Origin of the sequence: Acaryochloris marina MBIC11017 (assembly GCF_000018105.1) — a bacterium.
Lineage (GTDB): Bacteria > Cyanobacteriota > Cyanobacteriia > Thermosynechococcales > Thermosynechococcaceae > Acaryochloris > Acaryochloris marina.
This window is the reverse complement of sequence record NC_009925.1, coordinates 738,985-753,067: the sequence shown is the minus strand read 5'-3', so window position 1 is coordinate 753,067 and position 14,083 is coordinate 738,985. Positions and strand designations below refer to the sequence as shown.

Sequence of the window (14,083 nt, the reverse complement as noted above, 5' to 3'; positions counted from 1 at the left end):
AGCCTTACGCTTCGGTATTTATAATGAATTTGACCAGAGAAAAATCACTGTGTTCTCCTGGAATTTACACAGGTCTTTTTGCCTCTAGGATAAAGGCATCCTCCTTTACAGCTTCAGCATGGTGAAACTTCCCGCCCCACAACTGATAATCAGCCTAGGGGCGTTAATCTTGGGGGGATGTCAACTTCTCCCTCAAACCCGACAGCTCAGGATATCTGCTGCTTCCAGTCTGCGAACCGTTTTACAAACCCTAGAACCCGAATTTGAGAAGGCATATCCCCAGGTGGATCTCACCTTTAATTTTGCGGCCTCGGGGGTCTTACAGCGCCAAATAGAGCAAGGGGCACCTGTGGATGTGTTCTTTTCCGCTGCGCCTCAACCCATCAATCGTCTGCTGGAACAGCAGCTCATTACCCAAGACTCCCATCGGTCTGTGGTTACGAACCAACTTGCTCTAATTGTGCCTGAGCAGTCTCAGATGTCTCTGACTGGGTTTCAGCAGTTAACGTCACCCCAAGTTAAAAAAATTATGGTGGGGGAACGAGCGAGTGTGCCAGCGGGACAATATGCCCAAGAAGTGTTTGCGAAACTCGATTTATCTCAACAGCTTCAGGCTAAGCTGATTTTTGCTAATAACGTGCGTGGGGTTCTGGCGGCGGTGGCCAGTGCCAATGTAGATGCCGGTATTGTCTATGCCACGGATGTGCGCCAGTCCGACCGGGTGAAGCAGGTGGCCCTTGCCCCAGCCCAAAGCCATTCTCCTATTGTCTATCCGATTGCGATTGTGGCTGCAAGCTCCCAGCCCCAGACGGCTCAATCTTTTATCGATTTTTTATCCACGCCTGAAGCGCAAGATCGCTTCACCCAGGCTGGATTTGGTTTAGTGTCGAAGGATTGACCTGTGAACATTGCCCCCCTGTGGACCTCTTTGAGGATTGCTGCGATCGCAACGGGTATCACTTTTATCTCGGGAGTGGCAGTGGCCTACGCCATGCACCGCTATCGGGGCAATGGCAAAGCGGTGATGGAGAGTATCCTCCTGATCCCTTTGGTCCTACCCCCCACTGTGTTGGGGTTTATGCTCCTCTTCCTTCTGGGGACTCAAGGTCCCATCGGTCGGCTCTTAACCCCTTTGGGATTGAACCCTGTATTTACTTGGTATGCTGCTGTGATTACAGCGACGGTCGTATCTTTCCCTTTGCAATACAAAACCGCGTTGGGGGCTTTCCAACAGCTCGATCCCAATCTGCCAGCGGCGGCTCGCACGTTGGGGGCATCCGAATGGACCGTATTTCGACAAGTGATCTTACCCTTGGCAGGGCCAGGCATATTGGCCGGTACAAGTCTGGCCTTTGCCCGAGCCCTGGGGGAATTTGGCGCCACCCTGATGTTGGCGGGGAATATTCCAGGGCAGACTCAAACCATTCCAATGGCCATTTATTTTGCCGTTGAAGGTGGGGCCGTTGAGGAAGCATTGATTTGGTGCAGCTTCACTCTTTTCGTTAGTTTAGGATTCCTGGTGGGGGTGAATCTTTGGCTCAGTCAAAAACCTCGCTGTCTAAAGTTCCGTCGTCGCCGCCCTTTGAGACCCAGATTGCTCCCAGATGCTTCCTACTCGTCTGCTGATCAGGGCTTATGGGTTGATTTGCAAAAGCGAGTGGCTGGATTCCAGCTGGATATCTCCTTCCAAACCCAAGAAACGACTCTGGGGGTGTTGGGAGCGTCAGGGGCTGGAAAAAGTATGCTCCTTCGCTGTATTGCTGGCATTGAGACTCCTGATCGGGGCAGGATTGTTCTGAATGGTCGAGTGCTGTTTGATTCTGCGCAGGGTATTAATATACCGAGTTGCGATCGCAACATTGGCATCCTGTTCCAAAACTATGCCTTGTTCCCCCACCTCACCGCTGCTGAGAATATTGCCTTTGCCTTATCAGCAGGGCGATCGTTAAATACCACTAAAGTGACATCCCACTTAGCACCGCTGCAGTTGGCTGACTACGGCCACCGCTTGCCCCAGGAATTATCTGGAGGACAGCAACAGCGGGTAGCCCTCGCTCGGGCCCTCGCAAGTCGGCCCCAACTCTTGCTGTTTGATGAACCCTTCTCAGCCTTAGATACCCACCTTCGTAACCAGATCGAGAAAGGGATGGTATCTCGTCTATCTACTTTTGATGGCATGACCCTGTGGGTCACTCACAATGTGGAAGAAGCCTATCGACTCTGTGATCAGTTGATGGTGGTGGAGCAAGGCAAACCCTCTACCTTACGCCCCAAACATCAAATCCTAGAACAGCCCGAAACCCTCAGTATTGCCCAACTGACGGGCTGTAAAAACTTCTCCCGCATCCAGCAGAGTGGCCCGGAAGAGGTATTTGCCCTGGACTGGGAGTGCCCCCTACAAACCTTGGAGCCTATTCGGCCCCACCATTCTCAAATTGGTATTCGAGCCCATCAAATTCGGTTTTTAGATTTAGAAGTACCCGTAACGCCCCCTAGTAATACTTTTCTAGGCTGGCTAGCGATGACCCGGGAAACTCCTCACCGGATGACCCTTTATTTAAAACTCCATTCTCCTCCCACCCACGCAGAAGATTACTATCTTCAGGCTGAAGTATTCAAAGATAAATGGCAACAGCTCAAAAATCTGCCTTTTCCCTGGTCTATTACCCTTGACCCCATGAACATTTTATTACTTCGGGAGTAGTGATTTCCCTCTTTTTCTTGGCTATTTTTGTAAGTGATAAAGATTGCTTAGTTAAGGTGATTTAGATCACACTAACTTCCATTTATTACAGCGATATTAAAGAAGACTTAGTGCTATCTGAGTCGTCATTGGGGAACACACATACGTCCGACAGGTTGGTTCAGCTTGTCGGTGTTTTTTTTGAAAACGGCGCACCGACGGGATTTAGCCTGTCGGTTTTATAGTGGCATGGTATTGATGACGAGAAGACCTCCGTATAAATACGGAACTTTTTGACGTTCTTTTTTTTACTCTTCATAGACATTTTGCTTACTCCGAAAATTCTCCTAGAAAAACCTTTGCACTCCGTAATTATTCGGTAGAGCTTAGAGGCTGTTTGAGAAGTTTTAGTGCTCCTGCGCTAGCCTTCGAACCATGAGTCGAATCATCGCCACATAAACAAGCGCTTCAGCCGTCCTAGTCAGCACCTCATAATCTTTATTAAGACGTCGAGACCACAACAACCATCCAAACGTCCGCTCTACAATCCATCGTTTGGGAATAACCTGAAACCCCGCTAGATTATCTGAGCGTTTGACTACTTCCAAGACATATTGAAAACGGTCCATTACCCACTTCATCAAAGCTTGTCCTTGATAGCCTGCATCAGCCCATATCCGAACTAGACGGGACAAACTCGCACCTTGGCGTTGAGCTTTCCAAAACAGTATTTTGGCCCCTCGTTGGTCAGAGATATTTGCAGCGGTGACCATCACCATCAGAACCAGCCCCAAAGTATCAACGAGCACATGACGTTTACGACCTTTGACCATTTTCCCACCATCAAACCCAATCAAGTGACACCGAGGATTGCCGACTTTGACCGATTGAGCATCGCAGATAGCGGCACTGGGACTGGGATGACGGTCTTCACTCACCCGCACTTGCATGCGTAGATGTTCATTGATTTGACTCCAAGTCCCATCATCGCGCCACCTTCGAAAATAGCTATAGACCGTTGACCAACAGGGAAAATCATGAGGTAGTTGTCTCCACTGACAACCTGTAACCACGAGATAAAAAATGGCATTGAGAACACTGAGCATATCAGTGGTGCGAGGTCTACCTCCAGGTTTAGCAGCAGGAATCAAAGGCTCAAGTAATTCCCATTGCAGGGTGGTGAGGTCGCTATCATATGCTGTAGGCATTGCTCTCTAGGTCCTGTCCAGTGTTTGTGTATTGACAGATTAGTACCTTGAGAGCTTTACTCACTTCTCAAACAGCCTCTTACTTGTGACTGCCGATAAAGTGTAATCACTGTGTGTTCACCACTGTTTCTGGGTAAGGACTACTACAGCAGTCCTTACCTAGATCCAAATACAAATCCTTGAATGACCTCGCTTGATCACGAGGTCATTTTCTTTTTTGCAGTATAAGGGAGGGTGAAGCTTGCAGCCGAAAAGCTAGCCCTCTAGGCCAAATGCCTGATGAATGGCTTGTAACGCAGTACTCCCATCTCCTTGGGCCACGACGCAACTGACTCGAATTTCCGAGGTGGCGATCATTTGAATGTTGATTTTCTGCTGGGCTAAGGCCATAAACATCTGAGCTGCTACCCCCGGCTGCCCCAACATACCGATACCAACAATGCTGACTTTTGCGATCGCAGAATCGGATGCCACTTCCCCACATCCTAGATTGCGGGACAAATCCTGTAAGAGTCCCTTAGCCACCTCTAAATCCCCCTCAGCTACGGTAAAGGCGATATCTCGAGTAATCTGCCCTTCCACCTGGCGGGAGCGCTGGGACTGAATAATCATATCAACACTGATATTTCGCTTGGCCAAGACCTGGAAAATATGAGCCGCCATGCCCGGACGATCCGGGACATTCCGAATGGCTAACTGAGCCTGCTCTAAGTCCAAGGCCACCCCTCGCACTGGAGGAATCGGATAATCCGGCAAAGAGATTCCACTATCAATCGAAGAGCTCGTCACTTCAAACACATCGCACAGAGCCTTGGTTGCCCGTTCACAATCTGCTGCGGTAATGGTGCAGCTGACATTCACTTCAGAAGTGGAAATCATCTGCAAATTAATGCCTAAATCACTCAGGGTCTGAAACATCTGGGCCGCAATTTGTGGGCGACCAATAATCCCTGCCCCGACAATACTGACCTTGGCAACATTCGGTTCGACTAGCACTTCCGAGGTACTTCCAGAAGGCACCGTAGAATTAAAGGCATTTGCCACAGCCTCCGCTTGAACACAACAGTCCTGGGCAACGGTGAAGGCAATATCATTTGAATTACCATCATGGATGGATTGAATGATCAGGTCCACATCCAGACCCTGATTGGCTAACTCGCCAAACAACCCAGCTGCGACACCGGGACGATCCGCCACATGGAGCAACGCCACCTTGGCCTGGTTCAGATCAAAATGCACCGCATCCACAGGCCGACCCAACTCCAGGTCCGTTAAGGTCTTAGGCTGGGTCCCGGTTGAAATGATTTGGGTGCCCGGTTCATCGGTCCAGCTGGAGCGAACGGCCATCTGCACCCCATAATTGCGAGCAATTTCTACGGCCCGAGGATGAAGTACGTTGGCTCCTAGACTTGCAAGCTCCAACATTTCCTCGCAGGTAATCTCTGTCATCAGTTGGGCCTTCTCCACCAGCCGAGGGTCCGTGGTGAGGACCCCAGCTACATCCGTATAGATCTCACATTTTTCTGCATGAAGGGCCGCTGCTAATGCCACCGCAGAGGTATCCGATCCCCCTCGCCCTAATGTTGTCACTTCCAAATCGGAAGTGTTAGAAGTGCCCTGAAATCCAGCGACTACAACCACTTTTCCTTCTTCTAGATGGCGCTCTAATCGTTCCGTGGCAATGTGGAGGATGCGAGCGCGGGTATGTTCAGGCTCTGTGACAATGCCCACCTGAGCCCCGGTCAAGGAAATAGCGGGCTGTCCCAGTGCTTGGAGGGCCATACTCAGCAGGGAAATCGAGACCTGTTCTCCCGTCGATAGCAACATGTCCATCTCCCGCCGACAGGGATTGGAGGATACTTCTTGGGCGAGCTGGACCAGGGTATCAGTGCTCTTGCCCATGGCCGATACCACCACCACCACCGAGTTGCCCTGGGCAACGGTCTGCTTTACCCGTTGAGCAACCGCTTTGATCCGCTCTACCGAACCAACGGACGTGCCACCAAACTTCTGAACAATTAGGCCCATGATTGTTAAATCTATCTGTAAAACGCAGGACTAGATCCAGCAAGAACGCCATTCTATATCCCACAAACTGCTAATCAGCATTATGGTATGAAACCGTTATGGGTCATACTGCTTCCATGTAAATCTATAGAATGAATCCTCCCTGACAACGATGATCAGCCGTCCTGCCAACACTTCTCTCGCAGCACCTTGGGGTGCCCCTTTTTCTGATTCAGCCAAGCGGCTGCTGCTGTTGGGGTCAGGAGAACTAGGTCGGGAAGTGGCCCTAGAGGCCATGCGTTTGGGGATTGAAGTGATTGCATCGGATGCCTACGATCATGCCCCTGCAATGCAGTTTGCCCATCGGAATGTGGTGATCAATATGCAGGATGGGGCGGCCCTGCGTCAGGTCGTAGAGTCCGTGAAACCGGATCTGATTGTGCCAGAGATTGAAGCTATTGCCACTGCAACGCTGCTCGACCTAGAAGCGGAAGGATGGAACGTAATTCCCACAGCCAAAGCCACTAATCTGACCATGGATCGGGAAGGCATTCGGCGTCTGGCAGCTAGTGATTTAGGTCTAAAAACCTCCCCCTTTCAGTTTGCATCTACTCAAGCCGAATATGAGCAGGCGGTGCAGAAAGTGGGTCTTCCCTGCGTGGTCAAACCGGTCATGAGTTCTTCAGGCAAAGGCCAAAGCTTAGTCAAAACAGACAGTGAAATTATCCCAGCCTGGACCTATGCTCTAGAAGCCGGACGTGGCAATGCTCCTCGCGTTATCGTTGAAGGCTTTGTCGAATTCGAAACAGAAATTACCTTACTCACCGTGCGGTCCCAGTCGGGCACCCACTTCTGCTCCCCCATTGGCCATGTCCAGCAAAGCGGGGACTATCGAGAGTCCTGGCAACCCTGCCCTCTCCATCCTGATACGCTGCAAGCCTGTCAAGATATGGCCCGCCAAATTACCGATGCCCTGGGGGGCTGGGGATTGTTTGGAGTGGAACTGTTTATCGCTGGCCCTGCCGATCAGGCCCAGACAGTGTATTTCAGCGAAGTCAGTCCTCGCCCCCACGACACAGGCATGGTCACCATGGTCAGCCAAAACATGTCAGAGTTTGAGCTACATGCTCGCGCCATTCTGGGACTCCCCATTGGCGATATCCAGCTGGTTAGCCCCGGAGCGTCTGCAGTCATTTTGGCCTCAGACGCATCTAAGGAACCCAAGATTGAAGGTGTTGCTGCGGCTCTTACGGTGCCAACCAGTCGCGTGCGCCTATTTGGCAAACCCACTGCCCATAAAAATCGACGGATGGGGGTGGCCCTAGCCCTCGGTGAGACAATAGAAGAAGCCAGACAACGAGCTAAAACCTGTGCCCAGCAAGTTACCGTTACTAGTTAATCAGCGCGAAAACTTATTCTGATTACCTACCCGTTTTTACCTGCATTTGACTATAGACAAAGACCATAGGCAGCTATAAAAATCGTCAAGAGTTAGATGCCTTTTTCGGTTGACAGTAGCAATAGATACCAAAAAAAATCATTTTCCAATAGATTATTAAATAACCATTGGCCCCTTTCTATAAACGAAGCCACCATCCCAGCAAGCCTTATGTTCATAAGTAAAAGCTTCTGGGAAGAACGCCTATAGATAATCATATTTAGCACTCACTACCTTGGAGTGCTAAATAATAAAGATTTTGCTGACTATTTAAGCTGGAAATGATGTTAGGGGCACCATTAGTAAAAGCTTAACCAGGAGTGATGCTATGACTTTACACATTGAATTTAAGTCTAGTACGATCCAATTCTGGAAACAGTTAGAGATGTTCCAAGCCTTTATCCAATATCCAGAACTAGGGGTTCAGGTCTCTATTGATCAAGATCCAATTAACCGAATTTTTCTCCGTTCTGAGCATTGTGGGATTGAGGTTCCTGAACGACCCACTATCATGTTTCGAGCCACTATTATTGATGCTCTTCCTTTGGCATCTGTTGAAGCTATGATTCAACGATTTACTTTTAAAACAGAAGAGCAATCTTGTATTGCAACCCTTGGATTAATGTCTTAATTAGAAGAAGGCAGTTGAAACAGCCATAATTAGATATCCCAAATATATATGCTAGGTTTCAGCAGTGCAAGCATTGCTTAACTGCCACAGCATTTTGAGTGCGAATGAATAACTTTTAAAACGCTTGAATGAGTTCAACTTGCATTGGACCTTTGCTGGAATATGCTGGGTAGAATTCATATCGATTGATCCGATTTTCTGGGTGCAGCAAACATGGCGTTGTTCAACGATAGGATAATTCCTAAATATCGCCGTTGAACAACGCTCCATATTGACTATTTAGGCAAGATGTCACTTAATTTTGGGTGGAAGTATTCAACCGACTGAGTTGTTGGCCGATATCTTGGAGTTCTTCAGCACCAATATCGCAAATTTCGGCTATCTGAGCTGGAATTAACCCTGCATCTACCGATAGAGCTAAGTTCGAGCATAAATCTCTAAGTTGGACTAATCGATCTATGGTTTCTCCTAACTGCTTAGGGGTATTTTGGGACATTACTCATCGTTCTCCGTAGGATTAATAAAATGGCACTCATCAAACTTGCACTGACAGGGCGAGCTATTGCTCAGTGAAGCAAGACAACACTCACCAAAAGCTTTTTCATGAACAAACAGCTATGAAAAGGCTAAAAAATCTATTCTTTTTACTGACAAAATCAGGGTTATACAGATGGGGATAATGATGCAAAGCCGGTCTCGACCCATCAGATGGGTTCATAGAAAAAGATGCCCATACAGAGTTCCAACACTTGGTTGACCTGTTCCTCAAGACTGATATTGCCAAAGGCTTCCCGATCAATCACGGATCGACTGATTAATCCCAGAGTCACACTGATTAGAGCTTCATCTGCAATCGGGCGGACGGGATAGTGCTGGCGTAGATATTGGAGTAAATTCAGCATTTTGCCATAAGCAATTGAGAACTGACCGGTCGCATAGTCATATTGGCCTTGAATCAGTCGATTCTGCTGAGTCCGAATAAACCGAAAGGTATATTCTTTAGGATGCTCAAGCCCCCATCGGATAACACCTTTGGTAATTGCGATTAGAATCTCAAGCGGATCTGTACCTGCCTCTTCGTAATCAATCAGAATTTGACGCTCGGTCAGCTTAAAAATATGTACAGATAATGCTTCAGCAACCGCTTCTTTACTTTCAAAATGTGCATAGAGACTCGCCTTTGACTTAAATCCTGCAGCTTTGCGTAGATCCTCAACTGAAGTTTCTTCGTAACCTTGGCGGGTGAACAACTCAAGGGCCGCATCTAAGATGGCTTGTTTCCCATCGCGACGATAAGAACGTTTGGGTTGAGTAATCTCCAAAATGGGCATTCCTACAAACTGAACGTACGTTCGTTAATATTCTAGGTAAGCCAACAATAGAGTGACCTTATCTTGTTGCAAAAGTTTAAATTTCGGTAAAGCCAAATGGGATAGTCATTCTGTACACATTAACCTCAGAACCCTTTATAATCCGATAGCCTTGTGTTCCCCTAAATTCATTATGAGTACTCCCCTGAGCTGGTCTGAATTAGCTGACCGTACTGACTTCCATTTGGATCCTGTGAACGGTCCAACCAATGCCCAATCCTGTCTGCGTTTGTTTGGTCAATCCGAAGACGATGTAAAGGTTACACTCTTCCGTGACAATCACGCCTGGTGTCCCTACTGCCAAAAAATTTGGCTATGGCTAGAAGAGAAGCAGATCCCCTATCGGATCGAAAAAGTGACGATGTTTTGTTACGGGGAAAAAGAGCGATGGTATAAGCAGATAGTACCCTCGGGGATGTTGCCCGCTCTAGAGCTAAAGGGTCAGGTGATCACCGAGAGTGATGATATCTTAATTGCCTTAGAAAAAGAGTTTGGTCCTCTAGGCAAAGGTATGCAAGACCCGGCAGTTATGCCTTTGCGCCAACTGGAGCGATTACTGTTTCGGGCCTGGTGTACTTGGTTGTGCTATCCCTCCCGTCCTCGACAAGATCAGCGGAATCGAGAGCAGTTTGTCAGCGTGGTAAAAAAGGTCGAAGCTGCTCTAAGCCAAACCCCTGGACCTTACTTTTTGGAAGAATTTGGCACTGCAGACGCAATTTTTACCCCCTATGTCGAACGTATGAACGCTAGCCTCTACTACTACAAGGGCTACTCGTTACGGGAAGAAAATCCCCGATTTTCGGATTGGTTTGATGCCATGGAAAGTCGGCCTACTTATCGGGGGACTCAAAGCGACTTCCACACCCATGCCCATGATTTACCCCCGCAGATGGGCGGTTGCTATAAGAACAACGATCCACAGACGCCCATCAATATGAGTCGAGTGGATAATGGTCCTTGGTCAGAATTGCCGGATGTGACCTATCCAGAACCCGAAACCTCTCGGGCGGAAGCATTACATCGAGTGGTGAAGCATCACGAGAATATTATTAAGGTCAATCCGACCAAGGATGAGTTAATTGACGAAGCTCTGCGCTGTGCTCTCACTCATTTGATTACGGGTGAAGTTTGCACGCCTCCCTCTGGCTCGGATCTTGGCTTGCGTTACTTGCGCGATCGCATCAGTGTTCCACGTGATATGTCCATCTATGCAGCTAAGCGTTTGAAGGAATCCCTGGAAGCAACAGCCGCTCTTGTGGGCAATCGTCAGGGGACACCTATCCCTGTGCGTCACCGCCGTGACCAAGACCCCACCAATTTTGCCAAGGCATAAATCGCTGGGCAGAATGCTGTGGCCTGTGTGATCGGTATCCTTGTGATCGTGCTCTAGGGCTATTAAAACCGAGATAGTGACTGGGGTAGAGGACGATGCATAAAGCTTGGACGGGATTGGTGGTTGCGATCGCATCCTGCAGCACCATCTCATCAGCACAAGCCTTCCCGGGGATGACCAAAGCTGAAGTCACGCGTTGGTCATCCCAAAACTATGCAGCTCAAGCTGATGCTGGGCTATTGTTCAGTCAAGAAAAGACTGACAGGTATATTTTCTAGAATGAAATGGACGCATTCTAGGAGAACGTCATGGGTAAACGGTACATCGTCACTCTGAGTGAGCCAGAGCAACAGTATCTCAAGAATTTCACGTTCACGGGAAAACGAGGTGCTCGGCAAATCAATCATGCCCGCATTCTTCTGAAAGCGGATACTAACCAAACTCATGGTGGTTGCTGTGATCGAGAAATTCATGAAGCGATAGGTGTCAGCATACGCACAATTGAGCGGGTGCGTATGCGATTTGTGGAAGAAGGCCTTGAAGCTGCTATCAATCAACGTTCTGGGGCAGGTCGAAAGCGAAAAATACAAGAAGAACAAGAAGCTCATCTGATTGCCTTACGCTGCAGTGAACCCCCCGTTGGTCATGCTCGCTGGACATTACGCTTACTCGCAGACCAGATGGTGGAATTAGGCTACATCGACCACCTCAGTCATGAGAGTGTCCGACAAACTCTAAAAAAAACGAGTTGCAGCCTTGGCGAAAGACCTGTTGGGTCATCCCCCCACAGCAGAATGCAGAATTTGTCTGGCGGATGGAGGAGCTCTTAACGGTTTATGAGCGTCCTTATGACTTGAGGAATCCTTTGATTTGTCTGGATGAAGCCACCAAGCAATTGGTTGAGGAAATCACTCTACCCATCGCGGCTCAACGTGGTCAACCCGAACGTGTTGACTATGAGTATGAACGTAAGGGCACAGCCAATCTCTTTATGTTGTGTGAGCCAATAGTAGGCACGCGATATGTGAAAGTAACTCAACGACGAACTGCCATTGACTATGCTCATCTACTCAAAGAATTAGTGGATGTGTTTTACCCTGAGGCCCACACCCTCACGCTGGTTCAAGACAATCTCAATATTCACTCTCCCTCCTCACTCTACAAAGCTTTTGAACCTGAAGAAGCCAGGAGACTTTTATCTCGGTTCGAATTTTTCTACACCCCCAAACATGGAAGCTGGCTCAATATGGCTGAGATTGAATTAAGTATCCTGTCTCGTCAATGTTTAGATCAACGCATTGCTGATTTTCCAACCTTACAAAAGCATGTGAGGGCTTGGAATGAGCACCGAAACCAAAAGGGAACATGGATTGACTGGCGGTTCACGACGCAAGATGCCAGGGTCAAATTACACAGACTTTACCCATCAATAAATCTTTGACGGAATACTAGTCAAAGTCCTCCCGTTGCAGACCACCCAAAAGTACGAGCCAGATCAATCCGACCTCGATGTCTCGTTTGAGGCGATGGATGGCACAGTTCATCTCACCGTCTTCTTGGATCCAGCGAGGAAGGTCAAAATGGAAAACATAGACTACCGACCTGCCTGTTACTGGGAGGGGAAGTCAGGCTGTTCTAGTTCGATTGAATTTGGGCAAGGCAAGCAGGGCAAAGGAGCTAAGCTGATTCAATCCATCTGGGGACAGGCCGTTCTGGCCGACTTTCGGGCTGCAAGTCTAACCAAAACCCATGCCGATGGTGATACCTATCGTTGGTATCAAGGCCAGCTCTATAACTATGAGACGTTTCAGGGGAAAGGCAATACCACCATGCAGTTCAGTGTGGTGTCAAAGGATGTTACGCAACGCGATCGCATTCAACGCTTCATGGAGAGGTAAAGGTTGCCCCAGTAGACACCTATCAAGTTCAGCCAAATGTAGAGAACCCCCTAAAGCACAGCATCTTTAGGGGGAGGATAGCCTTCTGTACTAAGTCATAGATAAGGGAGTTCAAAAGGAACTCCACCACCAACCTACCAATCAAATTTGGGGAAATGTTGAAGGCAAGCTATTCCAATTAGAGTGCAACTACTCTTGCCTACAGGCAGCTATAAAATACAGATGAGGCTTATCAATAAGACTAGGATCTGAAAACTGGCATGTGAAGCGGCCAAACGAAGCACCCTCATCACCTGGTTGAATCGCTGAGGTCTGCCAACCATACTGTTCAAAGAAAGACTCTGGATCATCACAACAGGACAGCCAATACTTAGCCCAGTCATGCTGGCCGTTCATTATTACAGAGTTGATAACATCAGCCCCGAACCAACTTCCTTTAACAGACAAAGTTGTGATGGTTGTCAGCAAATTATGAACTTCTTCTTCGTTCAGATAATATAAAACCCCTTCCAGGAGCCAAATTGACGGTTTTGAAGGTTGATAGCCCTGTGTAATTAGCATCTCAGACCAAAGAGAGTCTTTTAAATCAGCTGCGATTACATGCCGATTACAAGTAGGCTGAATATTCTCTAGAACTGATTCTTCTAGGTCAATATGTTACTTTGATCAATCTCATAAAGATGAGTGCCAGAGGCCCATTCCATACGTAAAGCTCGGGTATTCAGACCTGCCCCTAACAGGACAATTTGCCGGATATTTTGAGAATGCTCTAGGCTCAAGTCATCAAAGTAACGCGTTCGAATTGAGGTTAAAGGCCTTCCCGCTTTGTTATCTGCTTCTAGCCGGGGAATTACATTTTCTAGAACCTCTTTGCCTGCTAGTTTCTCAGCAAAGAGATCAATGAATAATGCATCCGATCTTCTCGTTTTATATGCACGGCCAGCAGCCATTTTTTTGGCAGTAAAACTAACGTCATCCCTTATTTTAAACACGGTATTTTCCCCAATATTTTTTATGTCAAATTTTTGGGTTATTCCTATCTTAAACAGCACAGTATATTTCAACCTCATTGAGTCTAATAGCAACTGTAGACCTCTTGCATAATTCAACTAATGATATGCTAGAGGACTTAAAATTCAAGTCGGATCGCGACATTTTTAGCGTAAGTAACACATCATGAAGCGAATATTGCAAGAGGTCTTGTGAGCCAGCCCATTCCCTCAGAGATGAAATCAAAACGCATCAGATTTGTGCTTCCAGTAGGGCATCCATCTCCTACCATCAACACAAATTCCAATGGTATTGGAGATATATAGAGACCCAAATACTAGCTCTTAGACAGCCTTTCTTCTTGCATTTTCTATCTATAAATCTTATTAGGTATGAGTACTTCATCCTAACCAATAATGCCTCTTCTTCTACAGACTAAATAGTTCTTCTAATAGGACAAAACTTCAGTAATCCATACCATCCTCAGATTTCTCAGGATACTCTCTTAGATTATTCAGGAACTTC

At 47.7% G+C, this 14,083-nt stretch carries 14 protein-coding genes; 8 read left to right on the top strand and 6 right to left on the bottom strand.

The window, feature by feature from the left end; all coding sequences use genetic code 11:
* Window positions 1-118 precede the first annotated feature (118 nt).
* Window positions 119-898: a molybdate ABC transporter substrate-binding protein gene (gene modA, locus AM1_RS03420; RefSeq protein ID WP_041658936.1), complete on the top strand. Its 780-nt coding sequence runs from the start codon at window positions 119-121 to the stop codon at window positions 896-898.
* Window positions 899-901: 3 nt separating this feature from the next.
* The gene (gene modB / locus AM1_RS03415; RefSeq protein ID WP_012161399.1) at window positions 902-2,704 is read left to right on the top strand and encodes a molybdate ABC transporter permease subunit; all 1,803 of its coding nucleotides are present in this window, start codon (window positions 902-904) and stop codon (window positions 2,702-2,704) included.
* A 386-nt stretch (window positions 2,705-3,090) separates the two neighbouring features.
* Here the strand turns inward: modB and AM1_RS03410 are convergent, their stop codons facing one another.
* On the bottom strand, window positions 3,091-3,891 hold the full coding sequence (locus tag AM1_RS03410) for an IS5 family transposase (RefSeq protein ID WP_012161398.1): 801 nt from the start codon (window positions 3,889-3,891) through the stop codon (window positions 3,091-3,093).
* Between the two features lie 255 nt (window positions 3,892-4,146).
* Window positions 4,147-5,919: an aspartate kinase gene (locus AM1_RS03405; RefSeq protein WP_012161397.1), complete on the bottom strand. Its 1,773-nt coding sequence runs from the start codon at window positions 5,917-5,919 to the stop codon at window positions 4,147-4,149.
* Between the two features lie 151 nt (window positions 5,920-6,070).
* Between AM1_RS03405 and purT the strand changes: the two genes are divergently transcribed.
* Window positions 6,071-7,297 (top strand): formate-dependent phosphoribosylglycinamide formyltransferase, encoded by a 1,227-nt coding sequence (purT, locus tag AM1_RS03400; RefSeq protein ID WP_012161396.1) that lies wholly within the window; start codon window positions 6,071-6,073, stop codon window positions 7,295-7,297.
* A gap of 367 nt (window positions 7,298-7,664) precedes the next feature.
* Window positions 7,665-7,967 carry a hypothetical protein gene (locus tag AM1_RS03395; RefSeq protein WP_041658930.1) on the top strand — a complete coding sequence of 101 codons (303 nt, stop codon included), beginning with the start codon at window positions 7,665-7,667 and terminating at the stop codon, window positions 7,965-7,967.
* Window positions 7,968-8,262: 295 nt separating this feature from the next.
* Here AM1_RS03395 and AM1_RS03390 read toward each other — a convergent pair whose 3' ends face one another.
* Both AM1_RS03390 and AM1_RS03385 read right to left on the bottom strand, forming a co-directional pair.
* Window positions 8,263-8,463, bottom strand: a complete 201-nt coding sequence (locus tag AM1_RS03390; RefSeq protein ID WP_010469915.1) for a hypothetical protein — start codon at window positions 8,461-8,463, stop codon at window positions 8,263-8,265.
* Window positions 8,464-8,671: 208 nt separating this feature from the next.
* Complete coding sequence (locus AM1_RS03385; RefSeq protein WP_012161394.1) at window positions 8,672-9,298, bottom strand: TetR/AcrR family transcriptional regulator; 627 nt, start codon at window positions 9,296-9,298, stop codon at window positions 8,672-8,674.
* 172 nt (window positions 9,299-9,470) lie between these two features.
* Between AM1_RS03385 and AM1_RS03380 the strand changes: the two genes are divergently transcribed.
* The 4 genes from AM1_RS03380 to AM1_RS03360 all read left to right on the top strand — a co-directional run bounded on the left by AM1_RS03380 (window position 9,471) and on the right by AM1_RS03360 (window position 12,568).
* Entirely contained in the window at window positions 9,471-10,670 is a 1,200-nt protein-coding gene (locus AM1_RS03380) for a glutathione S-transferase family protein (RefSeq protein WP_012161393.1), read from the top strand.
* 95 nt (window positions 10,671-10,765) lie between these two features.
* On the top strand, window positions 10,766-10,948 hold the full coding sequence (locus AM1_RS03375) for a hypothetical protein (protein ID WP_012161392.1): 183 nt from the start codon (window positions 10,766-10,768) through the stop codon (window positions 10,946-10,948).
* A 30-nt stretch (window positions 10,949-10,978) separates the two neighbouring features.
* Window positions 10,979-12,111, top strand: a protein-coding gene (locus AM1_RS39625) for an IS630-like element ISAcma29 family transposase (RefSeq protein WP_148215665.1) whose coding sequence is annotated in 2 segments (ribosomal slippage) — window positions 10,979-11,405 and window positions 11,405-12,111 — 1,134 coding nt in all. Because the reading frame shifts where the segments join, the coding sequence is not laid out codon by codon here.
* 25 nt (window positions 12,112-12,136) lie between these two features.
* On the top strand, window positions 12,137-12,568 hold the full coding sequence (locus AM1_RS03360; protein ID WP_012161389.1) for a hypothetical protein: 432 nt from the start codon (window positions 12,137-12,139) through the stop codon (window positions 12,566-12,568).
* A 189-nt stretch (window positions 12,569-12,757) separates the two neighbouring features.
* On the opposite strand, the gene AM1_RS43880 is transcribed toward AM1_RS03360, so the two are convergent.
* Window positions 12,758-13,165 (bottom strand): class I SAM-dependent methyltransferase, encoded by a 408-nt coding sequence (locus AM1_RS43880; protein WP_315875442.1) that lies wholly within the window; start codon window positions 13,163-13,165, stop codon window positions 12,758-12,760.
* A gap of 47 nt (window positions 13,166-13,212) precedes the next feature.
* Window positions 13,213-13,653, bottom strand: coding sequence for a class I SAM-dependent methyltransferase (locus AM1_RS43875; protein WP_148215664.1), 441 nt, complete (start codon window positions 13,651-13,653; stop codon window positions 13,213-13,215).
* Between the last annotated feature and the right edge of the window lie 430 nt (window positions 13,654-14,083).

What these genes read in the sequence shown, in the direction of transcription:
- AM1_RS03380 (WP_012161393.1), top strand. Translation starts at nt 9,471, where the DNA reads ATGAGTACTCCCCTGAGCTGGTCTGAATTAGCTGACCGTACTGACTTC.
- AM1_RS03385 (WP_012161394.1), bottom strand. Translation starts at nt 9,298, where the DNA reads ATGCCCATTTTGGAGATTACTCAACCCAAACGTTCTTATCGTCGCGAT.
- AM1_RS03405 (WP_012161397.1), bottom strand. Translation starts at nt 5,919, where the DNA reads ATGGGCCTAATTGTTCAGAAGTTTGGTGGCACGTCCGTTGGTTCGGTA.
- purT (WP_012161396.1), top strand. Translation starts at nt 6,071, where the DNA reads ATGATCAGCCGTCCTGCCAACACTTCTCTCGCAGCACCTTGGGGTGCC.
- AM1_RS03375 (WP_012161392.1), top strand. Translation starts at nt 10,766, where the DNA reads ATGCATAAAGCTTGGACGGGATTGGTGGTTGCGATCGCATCCTGCAGC.
- AM1_RS03390 (WP_010469915.1), bottom strand. Translation starts at nt 8,463, where the DNA reads ATGTCCCAAAATACCCCTAAGCAGTTAGGAGAAACCATAGATCGATTA.
- AM1_RS03395 (WP_041658930.1), top strand. Translation starts at nt 7,665, where the DNA reads ATGACTTTACACATTGAATTTAAGTCTAGTACGATCCAATTCTGGAAA.
- AM1_RS03410 (WP_012161398.1), bottom strand. Translation starts at nt 3,891, where the DNA reads ATGCCTACAGCATATGATAGCGACCTCACCACCCTGCAATGGGAATTA.
- modA (WP_041658936.1), top strand. Translation starts at nt 119, where the DNA reads ATGGTGAAACTTCCCGCCCCACAACTGATAATCAGCCTAGGGGCGTTA.